The 20,508-nt window shown below is 68.3% G+C and carries 17 protein-coding genes; 5 read left to right on the forward strand and 12 right to left on the reverse strand.

Annotation, left to right across the window (positions count from 1 at the left end):
- Positions 1-275 precede the first annotated feature (275 nt).
- The 3 genes from BM009_RS02665 to BM009_RS02675 form a co-directional block, all read right to left on the reverse strand.
- Positions 276-1,373 carry a PepSY-associated TM helix domain-containing protein gene (locus BM009_RS02665; protein ID WP_093293490.1) on the reverse strand — a complete coding sequence of 366 codons (1,098 nt, stop codon included), beginning with the start codon at positions 1,371-1,373 and terminating at the stop codon, positions 276-278.
- Positions 1,373-3,505 (reverse strand): TonB-dependent receptor, encoded by a 2,133-nt coding sequence (locus tag BM009_RS02670; RefSeq protein ID WP_093293494.1) that lies wholly within the window; start codon positions 3,503-3,505, stop codon positions 1,373-1,375. Before BM009_RS02670 ends, BM009_RS02665 begins: the two co-directional genes overlap by 1 nt.
- 396 nt (positions 3,506-3,901) lie before the next feature.
- On the reverse strand, positions 3,902-4,792 hold the full coding sequence (locus BM009_RS02675) for a LysR family transcriptional regulator (RefSeq protein ID WP_093293497.1): 891 nt from the start codon (positions 4,790-4,792) through the stop codon (positions 3,902-3,904).
- Positions 4,793-4,943: 151 nt separating this feature from the next.
- On the opposite strand from BM009_RS02675, the gene BM009_RS02680 reads away from it, so the two are divergent.
- Positions 4,944-6,131, forward strand: a complete 1,188-nt coding sequence (locus BM009_RS02680; RefSeq protein ID WP_093293499.1) for an MFS transporter — start codon at positions 4,944-4,946, stop codon at positions 6,129-6,131.
- Positions 6,132-6,220: 89 nt separating this feature from the next.
- Complete coding sequence (locus BM009_RS02685) at positions 6,221-7,339, forward strand: alkene reductase (RefSeq protein ID WP_093293502.1); 1,119 nt, start codon at positions 6,221-6,223, stop codon at positions 7,337-7,339.
- Positions 7,340-7,450: 111 nt separating this feature from the next.
- On the opposite strand, the gene BM009_RS02690 is transcribed toward BM009_RS02685, so the two are convergent.
- Positions 7,451-8,248, reverse strand: coding sequence for a Crp/Fnr family transcriptional regulator (locus BM009_RS02690; RefSeq protein ID WP_093293505.1), 798 nt, complete (start codon positions 8,246-8,248; stop codon positions 7,451-7,453).
- A gap of 179 nt (positions 8,249-8,427) precedes the next feature.
- Between BM009_RS02690 and BM009_RS02695 the strand changes: the two genes are divergently transcribed.
- From BM009_RS02695 to BM009_RS02705, 3 genes are read left to right on the forward strand one after another with little or no spacing between them, the layout of a single operon-like run.
- Positions 8,428-9,378 (forward strand): ferritin-like domain-containing protein, encoded by a 951-nt coding sequence (locus BM009_RS02695; protein WP_093293507.1) that lies wholly within the window; start codon positions 8,428-8,430, stop codon positions 9,376-9,378.
- A gap of 27 nt (positions 9,379-9,405) precedes the next feature.
- Complete coding sequence (locus tag BM009_RS02700) at positions 9,406-10,398, forward strand: ferritin-like domain-containing protein (RefSeq protein WP_093293510.1); 993 nt, start codon at positions 9,406-9,408, stop codon at positions 10,396-10,398.
- Between the two features lie 20 nt (positions 10,399-10,418).
- On the forward strand, positions 10,419-11,741 hold the full coding sequence (locus BM009_RS02705; RefSeq protein ID WP_093294591.1) for an Nramp family divalent metal transporter: 1,323 nt from the start codon (positions 10,419-10,421) through the stop codon (positions 11,739-11,741).
- Between the two features lie 264 nt (positions 11,742-12,005).
- Here the strand turns inward: BM009_RS02705 and BM009_RS02710 are convergent, their stop codons facing one another.
- From BM009_RS02710 to BM009_RS02745, 8 genes are all read right to left on the reverse strand, one after another.
- A complete protein-coding gene (locus BM009_RS02710; protein ID WP_093293513.1) occupies positions 12,006-13,970 on the reverse strand; it encodes a hybrid sensor histidine kinase/response regulator in 1,965 nt (654 codons plus the stop codon).
- Complete coding sequence (locus tag BM009_RS02715; RefSeq protein WP_175487869.1) at positions 13,963-14,601, reverse strand: chemotaxis protein CheX; 639 nt, start codon at positions 14,599-14,601, stop codon at positions 13,963-13,965. The genes BM009_RS02710 and BM009_RS02715 overlap by 8 nt, the downstream gene beginning before the upstream one ends.
- A complete protein-coding gene (locus BM009_RS02720) occupies positions 14,598-14,981 on the reverse strand; it encodes a response regulator (protein ID WP_093293515.1) in 384 nt (127 codons plus the stop codon). The genes BM009_RS02715 and BM009_RS02720 overlap by 4 nt, the downstream gene beginning before the upstream one ends.
- Positions 14,982-15,059: 78 nt before the next feature.
- Positions 15,060-15,293, reverse strand: a complete 234-nt coding sequence (locus BM009_RS02725) for a hypothetical protein (RefSeq protein ID WP_093293518.1) — start codon at positions 15,291-15,293, stop codon at positions 15,060-15,062.
- Positions 15,290-17,200 carry a chemotaxis protein CheA gene (locus tag BM009_RS02730; RefSeq protein WP_093293520.1) on the reverse strand — a complete coding sequence of 637 codons (1,911 nt, stop codon included), beginning with the start codon at positions 17,198-17,200 and terminating at the stop codon, positions 15,290-15,292. The genes BM009_RS02725 and BM009_RS02730 overlap by 4 nt, the downstream gene beginning before the upstream one ends.
- Positions 17,200-18,054, reverse strand: coding sequence for a CheR family methyltransferase (locus BM009_RS02735; RefSeq protein ID WP_093293523.1), 855 nt, complete (start codon positions 18,052-18,054; stop codon positions 17,200-17,202). Before BM009_RS02735 ends, BM009_RS02730 begins: the two co-directional genes overlap by 1 nt.
- The gene (gene cheB / locus BM009_RS02740; protein WP_093293525.1) at positions 18,051-19,130 is read right to left on the reverse strand and encodes a chemotaxis-specific protein-glutamate methyltransferase CheB; all 1,080 of its coding nucleotides are present in this window, start codon (positions 19,128-19,130) and stop codon (positions 18,051-18,053) included. The genes BM009_RS02735 and cheB overlap by 4 nt, the downstream gene beginning before the upstream one ends.
- Complete coding sequence (locus BM009_RS02745; protein ID WP_093293528.1) at positions 19,127-20,503, reverse strand: chemotaxis protein CheW; 1,377 nt, start codon at positions 20,501-20,503, stop codon at positions 19,127-19,129. Before BM009_RS02745 ends, cheB begins: the two co-directional genes overlap by 4 nt.
- Between the last annotated feature and the right edge of the window lie 5 nt (positions 20,504-20,508).

Here is a 20,508-nt window from a genome sequence, read left to right on the forward strand (position 1 = left end):
GGAGCGATCCGCGGCATGCTGCTACCGCTTCGGATCCGTTCGGCCCGTTCCAGACGATGACGACAATCTAGGCGCTTGAATTTGTTCGTGAACGGCCATGACTGCACGCCCGCCGTGCAGTTTTGTGCAGGCGTTCATCACGCAATGCGCGACCGGCGGGTATGACCGCCAGCGCGACCCTGTTCTTCAGCGGTGCCATGGTCGGGTGCCGGCACCGACGGCTCCGCGACGGATTCAGCCATAATCCTGCGGCAAGCACCGCCTCAGCCAATCGGCTAGCCGCGAGACGCTGACGGTGTGCCCCGCTCCCGTTCGACTCTTGCCTTTAGCTTCCGTCGCTTGGCCTGGCGGATGTGCCACTGCGTCCGCCAGAACGCGTACACGGCCAAGCTTCCGAGCAGCGCCAGCGCGAGACCCGACATGCTCATGGCCAATTTCCAGGCCGGCCCGCCGATCTTGGCGGCATGGATGGGGTAGAGCTTCTCGCGGATCGATGCCGCACCGCCGCCCGTTGCCGGATCGGCACGGCCGACAATCGCCAGCGTGACCGGGTCCGCATAGACGAAGGTCCGGCCATTCGGCGTCCATTCGAACGACTGGCGAAGCCGCAGGACGATGGGCGCACCGGGCTTGCGCGGCCATTGCAGCCGGCGCAACTCGGCACCGGAGAAACGTGCCGCGGCAGCCTCGAAAAGCGGCCTCAGATCGCGGCTAGCCTGCGCCGCCCGGACCTCGACCCGCCGCGGCCGAGACCGCGCTTCGGCAAGCAGGCCGCCGCCCAGGGCGGGGAACACCATCAGCACGCCCGTCAGCAGCGACACGAGCAGCAAGGGCGCGGTCACCACGCCGAGGTCACGGTGATGGTGGACGATCGCGCCGGACTTCATCGTCGCAGGCCAGGGCCGCAGGCGAAAGCGGCGCCGCGTCCGCCACCACAGCAGGACGCCCGTCACGACGAAGAACAGGCCGACCAGCCCGGCAACGCCGGTGATCGCCTCCCCCGTGTCGCCGATCAGCAGGCGGTGGTGGAGGTCGAACAGCCATAGCTCGGGGCGTTGCCACGATGCGGACCAGCGGGCGACCGTCTCGCCCGCCTGGCTGAGATAGGCGCCGCTGCCGTCCCTGAAGATGACCTGATGGACGCCGAGCCCCTCGCCCGCGAAGGTGATGCGGTCGATCGGCTGCGGTCCGCTCGATAGGCTGGCGACGGCCCTTGCCAGCAACGCCGGATCGGCCCGGACGGGATCGCCCGCATGCGCCACGAAGGTCAGTTTGTCCCGCCAGACGAGCAGCGTACCCGTCAGGCCCAGCAGCGCGAGCAACAGGCCGCCGATCGCACCGATCCAGCGGTGCAGCAGGGCGAGGAGGTGCATCAGAACCCGGCCTGCCAGCTCAGCGTGAAGTTCCGGCCGCGCCCCGTGTAGAAGCGCGCATTGTCGGTCGGTCCCTGCGTGTCGCTGTAATAGGTGACATAGTCCGTGTTGCCGAGATTCTGAACGCTCAGCATCACGCGGCCCACCGGCAAATCATAGGCGACATAGGCATCGAACAGCCGGTAGCCGACGAAATCGTTGGCGATCGGCTGCCCCTCGAACCGGCGCGACAGATAGTAGCGGCCCTGGAGGCGCGCGCTGAGCCGCCCGCGGCTATAGTCGATGTTCAGGTTGAGCCGATCCGGCGAGATGTTGGCACCGTCGAGATCGGCGTCCATCCTGCCGTCCCCGTTGGTGTCCGTGCGCCCGTCGACATGGGCGAAGCCGGTGCCGAGCTTCAGCCCCGGCAGCGGCGGGCGGACGCTGAGGTTCACTTCCAGGCCCTGGATGTCGATCGGCTGGCGCGACACGTTGAAGATGCCGTCGCTGCCGCGGACGAGCACCTGGCCCAGATCGCTCGACGACCAGTAATAGGTGGCGCTGGCCTCGAGCGGACCTTGCGTGACCTCGACACCGATCTCGCGGTTGTTCGAGACGACGGGCGTCAGATCGAGGAAGTCGGCGATGCGGATGTTGGGCTGGGTGATGCCGCGCAGCACGCGCCCGATATCGGCGATCGTATAGCCTTCCGCATAGCTGCCATAGGCGCGGATCCCCTTGATCGGCTCCACCACCACGCCACCGTTCCACAAGGCGCGCTCGAACGAGGGCTTGCCGCCGGTGACCACCCGCGCATTCGCGCTGGCCAGCGTCACATAGTCGGGAATGTCGAGCTGGACGTTTTCGTAGCGCACGCCGCCGGCGAGCCGCACGATACCGTCGAACAGCTTGAGATTGGCCTGCCCGAACGGGGCCAGGCTGCGGAAATCGGTCTGCGGCACCCAGGCGCGGCCGGTCTGGACGAGATCCTGCTTGGTGCGATCGATCAGCGCGTCGAACCCCGCGGTCAGCGTCAGCGCCTCGAAGCCCGGCACGGCGCGTTCGTAGCTGACCTTTCCGCCGATCTTGCGCGATACGTTGCGCGACTGATCGAACAGCGTGCCCACCGGCGCGATCCTCGCGTCCTGGAACGTCGCCAGGATACCGCCGGCGAAGGTGTCGCTGGTGCGGTTGTAGAAGCCCTGCAGCGTGAACGCACCGCCCGCCAGATCGCCGTCGGTGAGCGAGGCCGACACCATCTCGGCCAGGCCGGTCGAGGGCTGGCCCGGCGTCTTCCCGCGCCGGCTGGTGGCGGGAATGCCGAGCGCCCGGTTGCCGTCGACGGGCAGGTAATGGTTGTTGCCTTCCAGCCGGAAGCGGTTGGCGATCACTTCGATGCGCGCGCTATCGGAGAGATCGAACCCTGCCCGCCCGAAGAAGGACAGGCTGTCGGTGTCCTGGATTTCGCTCTGGTTGCCGTCGAGGCCGATGCGGCGCCCGCGCCCGTCGAGGAAGACGCCGCGCCGCTCGAAGGCGACGCCGCCGGTCGCATCGAACCGGCCGCTGCGGAAATTGACCAGGCCGGCGATCTTGCCGCCCAACGAAGCGCCGGAGAAATCGTCGCCGCTATTGCCCTGGAGCAGGGTCCGTCCGCTCCAGCCATTCGCCTTGGGCGCCGTCACGGTGACCTGATTGACCACGCCGCCGGTAGCGCCGATGCCTTGCAGCGCGTTGGAGCCATAGATCACCTCCACCCGGTCGATGAAGAAGGGATCGATCGTGTAGCCGTCGCGCGCGCCGTCGCGGATCGGCGTCGTCTGCGGGATGCCGTTGATCGCGTAGAGCGGCGACCGGCCGCGCAGCGTCTCGCCGAAGCCGGTGATCTTTTCGCGCGTCGGCGAGAAGGACGGCAGGAGCGCCGAGACCGCATCGACGGTAGAGCCGGAGACCGCGACCTGGCGCGACAGCGTCTCGCGGTCGATCACGTCCACCGTCAGCGGCAGCGCGCTCGCCGGCAGGTTGGTTCGCGCGGCCGTCACGACAATGTCTTCCCGCGTGGCATTGGCGTTATCGGTATCGGCTTGGCCCGCCTGGGCCTTCGCGCTTCCCGTCCAGATGGTGGCTGCGGCGATCATGCCGAGTGCGAGCTTCATCGTCTTCCCCTTTCGGGGGGCGATAGAAAACTAACACGCATTTTGCAACAGCCTCGCATTAGCACTGCACAGGCAGCCTGTTCGCGGGGAGGATGCCGGTCAGATAGCGCTTCTTCTCCCATCCGAAGCTGGTGCACAGGGCAGCCAGACGGTTTCGCGTTGAGCGATCGGCAGGTTCTGACAGCGGGGCGACGGGCGGCGCGGCTGGGGCATGGCCTGCGCCCGATGAATGAATATCGCCGCCCGTTGCGCGCTGGCGCTGGAGATCGAGGTTAAACGCGAGACCGGCGCGATCACCGTCCACCGGGTGAGGGCGGCGATCGGGCTGGGAGGGTAGACGCCCGGGCCGTTGGGCGGGGCATGCCACGCGCCATCGTTCCGGAAGATCGGGGTCGGCTACGTGTCGGACAGGACCTTGCGCAGCGCCCGATCCAGCGCCTCGATGAATGCACGCACCTTGGCAGGCACGAGCTGCGCGGTCGGGTAGACGGCCCAGATCGCGAGCGGATCGGGCACGCCGTCCGCCAGTTCGATCTCGACCAGCCCCCCGCTCCGGATCGCCGGATCCACGTCCCAGCTCGACAGATTGGCGATCCCGAGCCCACCCAGGCACGCCTGGTGAATTGCCTCGATCGAATTGGCGCTGAACGCACCGCCCACCCGCTGGCGGATCCGCTTGCCGCCGCGCACGAACTCCCAGTGCGTCATGTTGGTCGGCAGCAGGCATGCATGCGCCGCCAGATCCTCGACTCGTTGCGGCGTTCCCTGCTCCGCCAGATAGGCAGGCGACGCGACGAGGCGGCGGGGATTGTCGGCCAGCTTGCGCGCGACGAGATGGTTGTCGCGCAGCTTGGCGATCCGCACCGCCATGTCGATGCCGCGCGCGACGATGTCCACCTGCTCGTCGGTCATCAGCAGCTCGACCTGCAGCGCAGGGTGCGCGCGCATGAAGCCGGGGATCATCGGTGCCACCACCTTGCGGCCGAAGGCGGCCGAAGCCGTGATGCGCAGCATGCCCGTCAGCCCCGCCTCGTTGGGCCGCACCGCGGCAATGCCGTTCGCCTGCGCCTCCAGCATGGCCCGGGCATGGGGCAGGAACGCCTCGCCTGCGGTGGTCGGGGAAAGCGAACGGGTCGTCCGATGGACCAGCCGCGCGCCGACCTCCTGCTCCAGCGCCGCCAACCCGCGCGATGCCGCCATTGCGCCGATCCCCAGCTGACGCGCGGCGCCTGCGATGCTGCCGGCCTGCACCGCCTCCACGAAGATCGCCAGCGCCGCGAGGTCCATTACATCACACTCCGTTATGCTGCCCTAACCGATCAGACGAGTACCGCCATATCCGTTACAATGCCATATCCGCGGCATCGAAACCGCCGACTTGGCAGCCCGAACACCGACATCGCGCCAGCGCCGGCAAGCATTTTGTGAGGACAATCGCATGCATGCCACCACGCATCCTGCCGGCCCGATCGCGCCCGTACTGGGCCGCGGGCTGAACTTCGCCATGGCGGTGGCGGCGGGTCTCGCCGTCGCCAACATCTATTACAACCAGCCGATGCTCGGCATCCTCGAAGGCGAGATGCCCGGCACGCTGACCGGCCTCGTCCCCACCGCCACCCAGTTGGGCTACGCGCTCGGCCTGTTCGCGCTGGTGCCGCTGGGCGACCTGGTCGAGCGGCGGCGGCTGATCGTCGTCCAGTTCCTGGTGCTCGCGGCCGGGCTGGTCGGCGCCGCGCTCGCCCCCTCTTCCGCGATGCTGCTCGTCGCTTCGCTGCTGCTCGGCGCCTCGGCGACGGTGGCGCAGCAGATCGTGCCCTTCGCGGCGCAGCTTTCCTCGCCCGAGAAGCGCGGCGCCACCGTCGGTACGGTGATGTCAGGCGTGCTTTGCGGCATCCTGCTCAGCCGCACGCTGGCGGGCTTCGTGGCCGCGCAGGAAGGCTGGCGGGCGATGTTCTGGCTGGGCGTGCCGCTGGCGCTCGCCGCCGCGCTCCTGATGGCGGTGACATTGCCGCACAGCAAGCCGGCGAGCGACCATAGCTATGCCAGCCTGCTCCGTTCGCTCGTGCACCTGTGGGGCGAGTTCGGCGCGCTGCGCCTCGCCGCGGTGACCCAGGCGCTGCTGTTCGGCGCATTCACCGCCTTCTGGTCGATCCTCGCGCTCTATCTGCAGACGCCGCGCTTCGGGCTGGGCTCGGAGATCGCCGGACTGTTCGGCATCGTCGGCGCGATCGGCATCCTCGCCGCCCCCATCGCCGGCCGCTATGCGGACAAGCGCGGGCCGCAGAAGGTGATCCTCGCCGGCACGCTGCTCACCGTCGTCTCGTGGATCGTGTTCGGTGTGTGGCATGCGGTCGCCGGACTGGTGATCGGCTGTATCCTGCTCGACTTCGCGGTGCAGAGCGTGCTCGTCTCCAACCAGCACATTGTCTACGCGCTCCGCCCCGAAGCCCGCTCGCGGCTGAACACGATCTTCATGGGTTCGATGTTCCTCGGCGGTGCCGGCGGTGCGGCTGCCTCCACCGCGGCCTGGAACGCCGGCGGCTGGACCGCGGTCTCGGCGCTCGGCATCGGCCTCGCCCTCCTCGCATCCGCCCTGCAGCTCACCGGCCGCCGCAAGGCTGCCTGAGCGCTGCACGCCCACGTCGTTCGCCCCCTCCCCCCTCGGCGAACGGCGTGGCCACCCCCTTGCCCTCTCCCACGTCAAGGAACCGGATCATGCACCCCACGCTCTTTTCGCCGGTCACGTTCGGCCGGATCGACCTCCCCCACCGCATCGTGATGGCCCCGCTCACCCGCTCGCGCGCTGGCGCCGGCAATGTGCCGACCGACATGAGTGTCGACTATTACCGCCAGCGCGCCGGTGCCGGGATGATCATCACCGAAGCCACCCAGATCTCGCAGCAGGGCCAGGGCTATGCCTGGACGCCGGGCATCCACAGCGCAGCGCAGGTCGCCGGCTGGCGCAAGGTCGCGGATGCCGTGCATGCCGAAGGCGGGCGAATCGTGATGCAGCTCTGGCATGTCGGCCGGGTCTCGCATCCGGTATTCCAGCCGGGCGGGGCCGCGCCCGTCGCGCCCAGCGAAATGGACGTGCCGGGCAAGACCTTCATCATCGATGCGCAGGGCAATGGCGCCTGGGCGGACATTCCGCGCCCGCAGGCGCTCGACCTCGACGGCGTCCGCGCGATCGTGGCCGACTATGCGCACGCCGCGCGCAATGCGATCGCCGCCGGCATGGACGGCGTCGAAATCCACGCCGCCAACGGATATCTGATCGACCAGTTCATCAACAGCAACAGCAACCGCCGCACGGACGCCTATGGCGGCTCGATCGAGAACCGCACCCGCTTCCTGTTCGAAGTGGTGGATGCCGTGACGGGCGCGGTGGGCGCCGATCGGGTCGGCGTGCGCCTGACTCCGATGGGCCGGTTCATCGGCATGGGCGACGATACGCCCGAACAGACCTTCGGCCATGTTGCCCGCGCGTTGGGCAGCCGCGGTCTCGCCTACCTCCATCTCGTCGAGCCGACAACGCTCGGCGTCGAGACCGACACCGCCTATGATCCCCGCTGGGACGCCATCATCCGGCTGATGCGCGCGCTCTATCCGGGCAAGCTCCTGCTCGCCGGCGGCTATGATCAGGCCAGCGCCACCCGCGCGCTTGCCGAGGGGCGCGGCGATGCCATCGCCTTCGGCAAGCTGTTCATTGCCAATCCGGATCTGCCGCATCGCTTCGCGCTGGGCGCGCCGCTCAACGCGCCCGATCCGGCCAGCTTCTTCGGCGGCGATGCGCGGGGCTATGTCGACTATCCGCCCCTGCCCGCCGCCGCATGATTACTCGCGGCGTCCGGAACTAGCATTAGACCGGACGCCGCGCCCATCCTCGCGCGCCACACCGCGCCACCATGACGAAGGGTGAAGACCGAATCGGGCGCACCGGTGCCTTCAAGGCACCAAGGCGCGCTGCGCGATGCGAACGTCACGCGTCGATGGCGGCGGAAGCGCCACGCCCCGCGGCCAGGGTGCTATTTCCGCCGCATACCGCGCCTCGGCAGCGCCGTACGAACATCCCGCCAGCATCGTCAGGCGCTCGCGATCGCAAATAGTAAGGCGGGCGCGCTCGCACCGGAGTATCTTCTCGCCCTCAAGCACATGGAAGCAATCGGTGACGCTAGCCCGCCGCGTGTGAAGCGCGCGCGCGACCTCGTCATGGGTCAACAACAGCGTGTCGCCGTGGCTGCGATCATGGAGCATCAATATCCAGCGGGCAACGCGGCGTTCCAGGGCATCGATCGTGTTCGAGCCCAGCATCGAGGCCATCTGCTCCAGAAAATTGTCCGCGTACCGCAGCAGATTGGCGCGGAGCGTCGAGCTTTTCGCGCACGCTTCCAGCAGGGGCCCAGCCGCAATGGACAGGGCGGTACCGCCCTGCATCTCCACGGTTGCGAGGGTGAAGCTCTCTTCCACGCCCATCAGCAGCGACCAGCCGAGCATGCCCTCATGGCCGACCAGGCCCAAGGCCGGCTGACGATCGCCAAGGAGCGCCTGACGAACACAGAAGATCGCGGTCTCGGGAAAGATCAATTGCACCGCCCCGCAGGGCGTTCGGCTCACCCGGTCCTCGCGGCAGAAGTGAAGGCGGGATAGGTGGGGGATCAGCAACCCTGCATCGCTCTGCGGAAGCGATCGCAGAAGCAGATTGCCGCGGATGTCCGGCGCATAGTGGGCGTTCGGTTTCGACATCGGCGCGACCCGCTCCTCTCCTCGTTGCCTGTTAGCTTCGCAACGTGCGGCGCCACGGATGCAAGAAAACGCCGTGCATGGGAGATTTTGTACGACACCGTACCCAGCCCGCGCCGAACCGGAACTGCTTGAAAACGCGCGGGGTTCGAACCGCTGCTACCATCAGGGAGGCGTGCGCGATGAATCAGGAAGTCGAGCTTATCGAAGCGTTCGAGCAACAAGCCCAGCGGCGAAAAGATCGTCGGGAATTCTTCAAGGCGTTCGCGCTTACCGCCGTGGCCGGTGGCGGGCTGGCGATGGCGACCAGCGTCCAGCGCGCCGCCGCACAGACGACGCTCACCGATGGCGACGTCCTCAATTTCGCGCTGAACCTCGAATATCTGGAGGCGCAATTCTATGCCTATGCGGCCAATGGCGTCGGCCTTTCCGCCGACCTGCTGACCGGATCCGGCAAGATCGGTGCGGCCGTGGGCGCGCGCCAGGCGACCTTCAACGATCCCGCGGTCGCCGCCTATGCCCAGGAAATCGCGGCGGACGAACGCGCCCATGTCGCGTTTCTACGCAGCGCCATCGGCGCCACCGCCGTGGGACAACCCCAGATCGACATCGGCGTATCGCCGACCAGCGCCTTCTCCAACGCGGCCCGCGCCGCGGGGCTGATCGGCGCGGGCGAATCCTTCGACCCTTATGCGAGCGACGAGAACTTCCTCCTCGGCGCGTTCATCTTCGAGGATGTCGGGGTCACCGCCTACAAGGGCGCCTCGCCGCTGATCACCAACAAGGTGTTCCTCGAGGCCGCGGCAGGCATCCTCGCGGTCGAGGCCTATCATGCCGCGCTCGTCCGCACGACGCTCGACGCCAAGGGGATCGCAGCCCCCAGCCTGGTGGACGCGACCGAGGCGATCTCGAACGCGCGCGACAGTCTCGATGGGCCGAGCGACGACGACCAGGGCATTCGGGCGATCGGCACGTCCAGCAACATCGCCCCCCTCGATGCCAACGGCCTCGCCTATAGCCGCTCCACGGGCCAGGTCCTCAACATCGTCTACCTGAACAAGGCGGCCGTCACTGCCGGCGGATTTTTCCCCAACGGCGTCAACGGCACCATCGTCACCAGCGCAGCGAACTGATCGCTCGGCTCCAGGGAGGATTCAGCCATGAACCACGATATCGTTCTCCAGGTCCTGGACGCGTGCGATGCGCGCCGCGCCGAGCGCCGGGCCTTCATGAAAAATGCCGGCTTTGCGGTTGCCGGCGCTACCATGCTCGCCGCGTGCAGCAGCAACGACGACGGGCCGGGATCGATGATCACGCCTACGCCGACGCCGACACCCACACCCAGCCCGTCGGGCGCGCTCTCCGATCAGGACGTGCTGAACTTCGCGCTGAACCTCGAATATCTCGAAGCGCAGTTCTACTCGTTCGCTGCCAATGGCGTTTCGCTGCCCGCCAGCCTGCTGTCCGGTACGGGCCAGGCCGGCGCACCGAACGGCGCGCGGCAGGTGGACTTCAAGGATGCCGCGGTGGCGCGCTATGCCCGGGAGATCGCCGGGGACGAACAGGCCCACGTCGCCTTCCTGCGCAGCGCTCTCGGCAGCGTCGCGGTCGCACAGCCCAATCTGGATCTGTCCACCGATGTGAACGGTGCCTTCTCGACCGCGGCGCGCGCCGCCGGGCTGGTCGGCGCCAACCAGGCGTTCGACCCATATGCGAGCGACGAGAATTTCCTGCTCGCGGCCTTCATCTTCGAGGATGTCGGGGTCAGCGCCTATAAGGGCGCCTCGCCGCTGATCACCAACAAGACCTATCTCGAGGCGGCAGCCGGTATCCTCGCCGCAGAGGCCTATCACGCCGGGCTGATCCGTACGACGCTGTATCGCAAGGGGCTGACGACGCCCGCGCTCATCGATGCCACCGAAGCCATTTCCAACGCACGCGATAGCCTGGACGGATCGAGCGACCTCGACCAGGGTATCCGCCCGATCGGCGCTGCCACCAACATCGTGCCGACCGATTCCAACGGCGTGGCGTTCAGCCGCTCCGCCGGCCAGGTGCTCAACATCGCCTATCTCAACAAGGCCTCGGTGGATCGCGGCGGGTTCTTTCCCACCGGCGTCAACGGTACGATCAAGCTCAGCGCCGCCAGCTGATGCCACCGTTCGAGGGGGAAATGGGCGCTCCCGGGGGCTCGACCGCGATCCAGGCGGCGAGCCTTCCCGGCGCGTTCCGCAGCGTCGCCGTGCCTGCAGCCGCGGGGTTCTGGCGCAAGCTGGGTGCCTTCGCCGGGCCCGGCTATCTCGTCGCCGTCGGCTATATGGACCCGGGCAACTGGGCGACCGGCCTCGCCGGTGGGTCGGCATTCGGCTATACGCTGCTGTCGGTCATCCTGCTTTCGAACCTGATGGCGATGCTGCTCCAGAGCCTGTCGGCGAAGCTGGGCATCGTCACCGGCATGGATCTCGCCCAGGCCTGCCGCGCCCGCTACGGGCTGGTGCCCCGACTGTGCCTCTGGCTGCTCTGCGAACTGGCGATCATCGCGTGCGATCTGGCGGAGGTGATCGGCACGGCGGTAGCGCTGAAGCTGCTGTTCGGGCTGCCGCTGGTGGCCGGCATCGTGGTCACGTCGCTCGACGTCTTGTTGATCCTGCTGCTGCAGCGGCGTGGATTCCGGCAACTCGAGGCATTCATCGTCGCGCTGCTGATCGTCATCGCGCTCTGCTTCGCGGTGGAGCTCGTCTGGGCGCAGCCGAGCCTCGCGGCGATCGGCGCGGGGCTGGTGCCCTCACCGGAAATCGTGACCAATCCCGCCATGCTGTACGTCGCGATCGGCATCCTCGGCGCGACGGTGATGCCGCACAATCTCTACCTTCACTCCTCGATCGTGCAGACCCGCGCGTTCGACCGCAGCGACAGCGGCAAGCGCGAAGCCATCCGGCTGGCTACGATCGACAGCACGATGGCGCTCGGCCTCGCGCTGTTCGTCAACGCCGCGATCCTGGTTCTCGCCGCAGCGGCGTTCCACGGCGCGGGCAAGACGCAAGTAGCGGAAATCAGCGATGCCTATGCGTTGCTGGCCCCGGCACTGGGCGCGGGCGTGGCGAGCACGCTGTTTGCAGTGGCGCTGCTCGCATCCGGTCAGAACTCCACGATCACCGGCACGCTTGCGGGGCAGATCGTGATGGAGGGCTTTCTGGACCTGCGGCTGCCGCATTGGCTGCGGCGGATGATCACGCGCGGCCTCGCGATCGTGCCTGCCGCTGCAGTCGCGGGCATGTACGGGGACGGCGGCGTGGCGAAGCTCCTCGTGCTGAGCCAGGTGGTATTGAGCCTGCAACTTCCTTTCGCCGTCGTTCCTCTCGTGCGCTTTACCGGCGACCGGGCGCTGATGGGGCGCTTCGCCAATGGCCGATTGATTCGAACCGGTGCGATCCTTGTCACAACCGTCGTGATCCTGTTGAATGGCGTTCTGATAACCCAGATGGTTCTTGGCTGATGTCGTATGTTCGCCGCTCCGGGAGCGCAGTGAGGAACCGAGGAGGCCGTGAATCGACGATGCATGTGTCGACTGCTGACAAAAGCGCGATCGTCATTCCGCTGTTCGCGCGGCATCAGGCGATGACGGGAGCAGCCTTTCGCAGGTGCGCGACGGTCAGTCTCGGCCGGACGGAGCTGGGCCGATGAGCATCCATGCCCGGTTTTCCCATCGGCGAGCCGTGCGGGTGGGCGATATATACGGCAGAGGCCGCCGTCCCACCGGTCAAGACACCCGGTCGAGCAACTCACGCACCTTGGCAGCCAGCGTGGCATAGGTGAAAGGCTTGGATAGGAGGTCGACATCCGGGTCGAGCCGATCGTCCCGCATGATGGCATCGCGCGTATAGCCGGACGTGAAGAGCACCCGCAGTTCCGGGTGCAATGCCTTCGCACGGCTGGCCAGTTCGGGACCCGACATGCGCGGCATCACGACGTCCGTCAGCAGCATCTTCGCGCCGACACCGTGGCCGCCGAGCATTCGCAGCGCGCCATCGCCGTCCTGCGCTTCGACCACCTGATATCCCAGTTCGCGCAGTATGCCGACGGTATAGGCGCGGACATCGTCGTCGTCCTCCACCACCAGGATCGTCTCGTCGACGCTACCCATCCGCGCGGATGGGCGTCGCTCCTCGATCTCCAAGCGGGCGTCCTGCTGCTTGCGGGCCAGATACAGCCGCACGGCGGTTCCGCGCCCTTCGGTGGAATCGATGGTGATGTGCCCGCCGGACTGTTTCACGAAGCCATAGACCATCGAAAGGCCCAGCCCGGTACCCTTGCCGACTTCCTTGGTGGTGAAGAAGGGGTCGAACACCTTGGCCACCGTCTCTGGCGACATGCCCGTGCCGCTGTCGATCACCGAGATGACGACATAGGCGCCCGGCAGGCATCCGCCGGGGAGCGCATCCCGCACCTCGACGTTGCGGGCCTCGATGGTCAGGCCGCCACCGTTCGGCATCGCGTCGCGCGCGTTCACCGCGAGATTGAGGATCGCGTTTTCCAGTTGATGCGGATCCACCTCGACCATCCACAGTTCGGCATCGGTGGCGATCCGGATCGCGATCGTTTCGGTGATCGAACGGGTGAGAAGATCCGACATGCCGGTCAGCACGCGGCCGATATCGATCGTCTTGGGTTCGAGCGGCTGGCGGCGGGAAAAGGCGAGGAGCCGCTGGGTGAGCGAGGCTGCGCGCTCCGCCCCCTTCAGGGCATTCTCCAGCGAGCGCCGCATCCGGGGATCATGGTCCATGTCCATCCGGCGGACGACCGTGTCGATGTTGCCGATGATGACGGTCAGCAGGTTGTTGAAGTCGTGTGCGATCCCGCCGGTCAGCTGGCCAACGGCCTCCATCTTCTGGGCCTGGCGCAGCGCTTCCTCGGCCTCCCGGCGCTCGGCGACTTCCTGCTGGACGCGCATTTCCAGGGTATCCGCCAGCTCGCGCAGCTTGGCTTCCTGCTCCTTGGCCGCAGTGACGTCATAGATCACGCCGATCAGGCGATAGCCCGATCCTTCGCGGACGACCTCGCCGCGACGCGCGATCCAGCGATGGCTGCCATCGTCATTGCGGACGACACGGAATACCGCATCCAGCGTCTCCGCGATCGCATCGCTGCCGGGTTGCGGCAGCAGCAGCGGCTCGCCCTCGCGCAGCACGCTGTTGATCGTCCGCACCGGCAGCACCGCGGCGGGATGCAGGCCGAGCAGCTGGCAGAATTCGGTGGAGACGGTGGCGGTGGCGAAGCCGTCGACATACTCGAACGTGCCGACCCCGCCCGCCGACTGGGCGATCCGCAGCCGCTCCTCGGTCCGCTTGCGTTCGGTGACGTCGATGAGCAGCCCGGTGAAGCGCACCGGCTCGTCATTCTCGTCCAGATGCGCCTGGCCGCGTCCGTGCATCCACAGGGTCGAGCCGTCGGGCGCGAGCACCCGGAACTCCTTGGAGAAGCGCTCGGCCCCGGCGAGCATGCCGGCCACGGCGATGCGGATCCGCGGTCGGTCCGCCGGGTGGATCGCGGCGAAGAAGGTCGCCGTTGGCAGGTCGCCGGCCGCGGCCTCGGCTTCCAGCCCGTACAGCTCCGCGAAGCGCGTATCGATGCGCAGGACGTCGGCCGCGATGTCCCAGTCCCAGCTGCCGCTCGCACCGGCGGCGGCAAGGATCGAGCGTACCTGCTCGGCGCCTTTCTCAGGCATCGTCCCCCACCACCCGGGCGATGAATTCGTCGAGCAGCTCCTTCAGCTTTTCGAGCGAGGGGATATCCATGATCATGGCGATATAGCCGCGAATGTCGCGCTTGCGCACGGCGAAGTCGATATAGAGGAACAGCACCAGCCCGTCCTCATCCTCGGCATCGTCGATCTCGAACAGCGTCGCGCTATTGCCGTGCAGCACCTCGGGAATGGTCATCGCCAGCGAGCGCTTGAGCATGTTGGCGATCGTGGCGAGGCAGGAATTGAGGATGACGTTGCCGGTTTCGGTCAGCGCCTCGCGCTCCATCTCGGCCAGGTCCGCGGCGGAGAGGCTCTCGCCGGTGACGGCGCGGACCAGCTCCAGGCTGTTGCTCTCGGGAAAGATGAGCAGCGCGCGGCCGGCAAAGGCGCCGTCGAAATCCTGCCGCACGGCGACAAGATCGGCCGCCTCGCGCTCGCTGATCAGCCGGGCCGCCCGGCGCTGGCTGACGATGTCGATCGCGGGGACGGACAAGGTCACCTGGTCGCCGATCATCTTGCGCAGGCTGGAGGCGGCGCGCCCGACGCCGATATTGACGATCTCGGTCAGCGCGTCGCGCTCGAGTTCGCCGAGCATCACGCTGTCGCGGATCACGCCTTCGCCGATCGCAGGCGGAGCGCGGCGCCAGAGAGAAACGCCTCCAGGCTGTCCGCGCTGACCGGCTTGGGAACGAACGCGGCCCCGATCGCGCGGGCGCGGGCGATGATCTCGTCCTGGATGTTGGCGGTGATGATGGCGATGGGCATGTCCGGACGCATCGCGTGGAGTTCGCCGGCGAGTTCCAGCCCGTCCTTCTCGGCCATGTTGAAGTCGATCAGCGCGACATCCACCGGCTGGGCGGCGATCACCTCGTGCGCCTGCGCCGCGCTGCCCGCCTCCGCCTTCTGCCAGTCCGGCTGCAGCTCTGCGAGGGCCTTGCCGGCGACGATGCGCGCAAGTTTGCTGTCATCGACGATAAGAACGGTAACCGGCATTCGGAACTCCAGATCAAGACCTCTGCAGCGCGAAGCGGTTCGCCTGCGCAACGGTTCTAGCGGTGAATCATCTCGATGTCATTGCAGCAGATTAAGCAGGTATCGTGCCAGAAACGCGCCGGCCGGCACACCGCGCACCGGTGGCCGTGCGGCAAGCAGCACCTGCGCCACTGCAAGATGCAGCCGCTGCGCCGCGCCCAGATCGACCGTTCGCCCGGGATTTTCCTGCAACGCGACCAGCAACGTATCCGCATCCTCGGCCGTGCATCGCCCGATCAGATGGATGGCATCGGCGTCGATCCGGACCGTCATGCAATCAGCGCCGGCAGATCGAGGACGAGCAGCACCCCGCCATCGCCGAGCAACGTCGCCCCGCCGATAGCTGAAACGCCCGCCAGCAGCCCGCTCGGCGGCCGCACCACGGCGTCGATCCGATCGGCGAAATCGTCGACCCGCAGCGCGACGCGCTCGCCCTCGGCGCTGGTAACGAGCAATCTGGCATGGACGCCGGGTACCTCGGCACCCCCTAGCAGGCGGGCGAGGCTGAGCACCGGCACGGTGCGGCCGCGCAGGACACAGGCGATACCCTCGCCGACCGGTAGCAGCGCCGATTGCTCGACGCGGACGGTCTCGATCACCTGATCGAGCGCCACGCCGTAGCGATCCCCGGCCGCCTCGACGACGAGCAGTCTTGTGGTGAGCGCGTTGGCGGGAAAGCGCAGCCGGAAGCGCGTGCCGCGGCCGGGCGTGCTGTCGATCGCGATCGTGCCGCGCAATTTCTCCACCGCAGCCTGTACCGCATCCATGCCGACCCCGCGCCCCGACACGCCGGTGACAGCCTCCGCGGTCGAAAATCCTGGGGCGAAGATCAGGCGGAGCGCGGCAGCGTCGCTCAGCTGGTCGGCGGCCTCGGAGTCCAGCAGGCCTCGCGCCGTGGCGGTCGCGCGGATCCGCGCCGGATCGATCCCGCCGCCGTCATCGGCGAGGGTGATCGCCACCGCATCGCCCTCCCGCGTCGCGGTGAGGGTTACCCGGCCCTCGGCGGACTTGCCGGCGGCGACGCGTGTTGCCGCGTCCTCGATGCCATGGTCGATGGCATTGCGCAGCAGGTGCAGCAGCGGCTCCGACAGCCCTTCCGCGATCTGCTTGTCGACCTCCAGCCCGTCGCCCTCGATCGCGAAGGCGATCGGCTTGCCGAGCGTCGCGGCGATCTCGCGGGCGAGACGCGGCAGACGTCGAAGCGTCGGCGCGAGCGGCACCAACCGCACCGCCGCGACGCTGCGCCGAAGCTCGGCTGCGCTGCGTTCGATGCCCGCCTGCACCGTGCGGATGGCAGCGGCCAGGGCGCGGTCCTGGGCTTCGACGCGCGCGGCGAGCGGCGCAAGCGCGTTCACCGCCACCAGCAGTTCGCCGATTCCGTCCGCCAGTGCATCGATACGTGCGGCATCGATCCGCAGGGTCGTCGCCGGCCCTGCTTCGGCGAGCACTTCGGTGGCCGGCGCCGCCCCGGCAGGCTCTACGCGATGCAGCGCGATCTGGTCCGGCATCATCCGGAACGCGGCGCGAACCGCTTCGGGCGACGCGGCGCTCAGCCCTTCGAGGATCGAGATGCAGCGGAACGGCTCGATCGCATCGAGCGACGGCCAGCGGCCTTCGGCGGGGCGGATGTCGAGCCGGAGCAATTCGGGGATCGCGGCGACGATCGCCAGCGGGTCCTCGCCACGGAAGAAGCAATCGGGATCGGGCGTGTAGCGGAACGCCACCACGGGGCCTTCGGCACCGTCGGCCAACTGCCGGGCCCAGTCCGGGGTGGCAGCAGACGGAGACACGGGCGGGGCGGACACCTGTCCCGGCAGGCGGGCGATCAACGCCGCCGCGATGCCGTCCGCATCCTCGCCCAGCGCACCCCGCAGTTCCACCGCGTCGATCCAGCGGTCGACCCCGTCGAGGCAGGCGATCAGCGCCTCCGTCGCCGCGCCTTCGAGCGCCGTGCCGCCCTTGCGAGCGCGCTCCAGCACGTCCTCGGCGGCGTGGAGCGTGCGCTCCGCCGCCGCCATCGGGAAGATCGCGACCGAGCCCTTCAGCGTATGGATCGCGCGAAAGGCATCATCGATCGCGGCGCCATTCCCGGGATCGCGCGCCAGCACATCGAACGCCGCCGCTGCCTGGGCGACCAGGTCGCGCCCCTCGACCAGAAATTGCGCCAGCAGCTCGTCCATCACGGCTTACGATAGACGATTGCGTCTTCAAGGCGAGCCATTGTGAACTTGTCCGTGATCCGCGCCATGGATTCGCTGTGCCCGAGGCAGACGAAGCCGCCCCCGTTGAGGCTTTCGAACAGGTTGGAAGCGGCGCGCTGCCGCGAGTCATCGTCGAAATAGATCAGCAGGTTGCGGCACAGGATCACGTCGAACCGGCCGAGCGCGGTGAGCGTCGCGCGATCCACGATGTTGGCGGGGGTGAAGCGCACCGATTCGCGCAGATCGTCGATGATCTTGCGGCGGTGGCCGCGCTCCGGCTCGAAATAGCGCTCGACCACGTCCGCCGGCAGCCTGGCCAGCGCGCGCGCCGCGTAGCGCCCCGCCTGCGCCTGGGCGAGCGCGGCGGTATCGAGGTCAGAACCGACGATCTCGATATGATAGGCGTCGACCAGCGGCCAGTTCTCGAGCAGCCAGATCGCGATCGAATAGGCCTCCTCGCCCGTCGAGCAGGGCATCGACCAGATGCGGATCAGGTCGCCGGGGCGCCGCGTGCGGATCAGCTCGGGCAGGATCTGCCGCGCGAGCGCGGCGAACTGGTGTTCCTCGCGGTAGAAATAGGTCTCATTGATCGTGAAGGCGTTGATCAGCGCCTCGCGCTCGGCCGGGTTGCTCACGACAAGATCGAGATAGCGTGCCACCTCGGCCATGCCGCTGCGCGCCATTCCCGCACCGATCCGGCGTTCGATATAATAGCGCTTGTTGGCGCCGAAGATCATGCCGGTCCAGCGATAGAGCAGCGCGCCCACCCGCGCGACGTCGTCGTCGGACAGGATCACCGGCGGTGCGCTGGCAGGGGTGACGCCCCGGGTCACCGTGCGAAGCAGGCGAGCAGCTCGGTCGCAAGCTGATCGAGCGGTGCGACCACCGTGGCGCCGCCGGCACCGACCAACGCCCCCGGCATGCCCCAGATCACCGCGCTATCGGCAGATTCGGCCAGCGTCGTGCCGCCCAGCGCCTTCAATTCCGTCATGGCGCCGGCTCCGTCATTCCCCATGCCGGTCATCAACACGCCAACCAGCCGCTCGGGTGCGACGACCTTCATCGCGCTCGCCACGAGGCGATCGACGCTGGGATGCCAGAAATACTCGGCGCTGCTCGGCGCGGCGGCCGCGGCGAGCGCCCCGGCGCGGCGGGTGACGACCAGATCGGCATCGCCACGACCGATATAGACGTTGCCCGGCACAAGCACCGCCGTACCCGTCACTTCCTGGACGCGCAGCGCGCACAGCTTATCGAGCCGCCGCGCGAGCGGTCCGGTGAAGCTCGCCGGCATGTGCTGCGCGACGAGGATCGGCCAGGGGAAGTCCTCGGGAAGATTGCCGAGCAACGCATCGAGCGCCGGGGGCCCCCCGGTCGAGCAGCCGACCAGCACCAGCCCCTCGGGCGGCAGCGGCGCTGCGACCGGCGCGCTGCGACGCGGCGCAGCAGGCTTGGGTTCGGCGGCACCCGCTGCCTTTGCCCGAACGCGCTCGCGCAGCCGCGTCGTTCGCGAGATCCGCGCGCCCGCCGCTGCCCGCACCTTCTCGACCAGCGCGGGAACGACGGAATCGATCTCAAGCGACAGCGCCCCCCGCGGCTTGGCGATGAAGTCCACCGCACCGAGTTCGATCGCCTCCAGTGTCTCGTCCGCGCCCTCGCCCGTCAGCGCCGAGACCATCACCACCGGACACGGCCGCTCGATCATGATCCGGTCGAGACAGGCCAGCCCGTCCATGCCGGGCATGTGGATGTCGAGCGTGATCACGTCGGGCGCGACCTCGGCGAGCAGGTCGAGCGCCTCGGCGGCGCCCCGCGCGACCGCGACATCGAACCCGCCGGCCTCGGTGAAGATGTCGACCAGCAGGCGCCGCATCAGCGGAGAATCGTCGACCACGAGCAGCTTGATCACGATGCGGCGGCCATTCCCCGCAGCAGATCCTGTTCGGCACGGTCGAGCAGCTCGCGCGGCGACACGATCAGCACGATCCGGTCCTGATCGGGAAGATTGGCGACGCGCTCGAACACGCGCGTCTCCGCGCCGCCCAGATCGGGTGCCGGGCCTACTGCATCGGCGGCGATGCGCAGGACCTCGGAGGCGGAATCGACCACGAACCCGGCCTGCAGATCGCCGATGCGGACCACCACCACGCGACGCTTGCCGCCCGCGACCGTGGCCGCGCCGAAGCGCTCGGCCTGGTCGATCACCGGCACCACCGTGCCGCGCAGGTTCATCACGCCCTGCACGAGGCCGGGGGCCTTGGGCAGGCGGGTGAGCTTGCGCGGCAGCGGCGCGACTTCCTCGACCGCAGCGATCGGCAGCGCGAAGTCGCTCTCGCCGATCCGGAACAGAAGGAACTGCTCGCTCGTCGCGTCCATTGCGCTTTCCTCGATCTCGTCCGCGGTGCTCGCTTGCGTGAGCCGGGCAGTGATATCCTCGTGCAGCAGATGCTCGGCGGCGAGCAGCGACACCAGCCGCCGCCCCTCCTCCAGCCGGCAGATGGCCTGGATCCGCGCCTCGGCGCTCCCCCGGGTGAGCACCTGCGGGATTGCGTCGATCGCGGCTTCGGGCACGCGCTCGACCCCGCGGATCGCGTCGACCACCAGGCCCACGCGGTGCGCGCCGATCCACGCGACGACGACGCGCGTACGCGATGTCGGTGCCGCCGCGGGCATGGCGAGCAGCGCGCGGAGGGAGAGCAGCGGCAGCAGCGCACCCCGCACCGTGGCGCTGCCGACGACCACGGCGTCGGCGTGCGGCATTTCCGCGATCGTATCTGGCAGCCGCAGCACATTCTCGACGGCGCCCAGCGGCAGCGCAAATTCCTGGCTGCCGATCGCGAAGACGACGAGCGGCAAAACCGCGTGTTGGGCGGTTTCGGCGGCCGCTTCCTCAGCAGCTGGGCGGCCGACGGCGCGGCTGCCATCCGGGGCAAGGCGCGCCGCGATCAGCGCGGGCAGGTCGAGCGTGCGGGCGCTGCTCTCGCCGTCCTCCGCCAGCGTATCGACAGCGTCCACCGCCAGCCCGAACAGCGCGCCGTCGTCGACAATCACGACCCGCCGCTCGGTGCCGGCCGGGCGCTCCACCAGATCGGCCAGCGACAATACCGGCACCACCGCCCCGCGGATATTGGCCAACCCCAGCAGCGCCTTGGGCGCATGCGGCACCCGCGTCAGCCGCGGGACCCGCGCGACCTCGCGGACGATCGGCGCGGGCACGGCAAGCCGCTCGCCGCCGGCTTGCACCGTCAGCACCCGCTGCCCCGCCGCGCCCTCGCTGCCCATCGCGC

Origin of the sequence: Sphingomonas sp. NFR04 (genome assembly GCF_900114095.1) — a bacterium.
GTDB lineage: Bacteria > Pseudomonadota > Alphaproteobacteria > Sphingomonadales > Sphingomonadaceae > Sphingomonas.